This is a genomic window from Parvularcula marina, from assembly GCF_003399445.1.
Lineage (GTDB): Bacteria > Pseudomonadota > Alphaproteobacteria > Caulobacterales > Parvularculaceae > Parvularcula > Parvularcula marina.
In genome coordinates, this window is sequence record NZ_QUQO01000026.1 from 1 (window position 1) to 521 (window position 521).

2 protein-coding genes are annotated in these 521 nt (G+C 62.8%); both read left to right on the forward strand.

Translation table 11 applies throughout. From position 1 onward, the window contains the following. The first annotated feature begins 32 nt into the window (after nt 1–32). Nucleotides 33–140, forward strand: coding sequence for an FMN-binding protein (locus tag DX908_RS16855; protein ID WP_369122922.1), 108 nt, complete (start codon nt 33–35; stop codon nt 138–140). Beyond that, on the forward strand, nt 140–521 hold a 382-nt coding region (locus DX908_RS16045), incomplete at its 3' end, for an FAD:protein FMN transferase (RefSeq protein WP_147303839.1). The genes DX908_RS16855 and DX908_RS16045, both read left to right, overlap by 1 nt.

Below are 521 nucleotides of genomic sequence, written 5' to 3' on the forward strand. Positions count from 1 at the left end.
GCAACGAGGCGATCCCCATTCTGCGCGCCGCGGTGATCGAATCGCAGACTGCCGACGTAGCAAATGTGAGCGGCGCGACGTACACGGCTGACGCGTATCTGGCGTCGCTGCAGTCTGCTCTAGATGCGGCGGGTGCCTGATGCGCCACACGTTTCAGACGATGGGCACGGTCGCGTCCATCGAGCTGCCGCAAGACTGGACGTCAGAAGTTGCAGCGCTCGAACGCATCTTTTCCCTGATCGACGAGCGTTTCAGCCTGCACCGCCCCGAGTCAGAACTCAGCAAGCTAGCGACCGGTCGACTGGTCTTGCCCAGCGCCAGCGCTGAGCTTCTCGCCAGTTACGCTCGCGCGCTCACCTGGCGCAACGAGACGGCGGGGCTGTTTAGTCCACACCGTCCCGACGGCACGATTGACCTCAACGGGATCGTCAAGGCCGAAGCGATTGAGCAGGCTGGCGAATACCTTACGTCGGTCGGATGCCCGCAGTGGAGCATCAACGTGGGTGGCGACATTCTCGTCT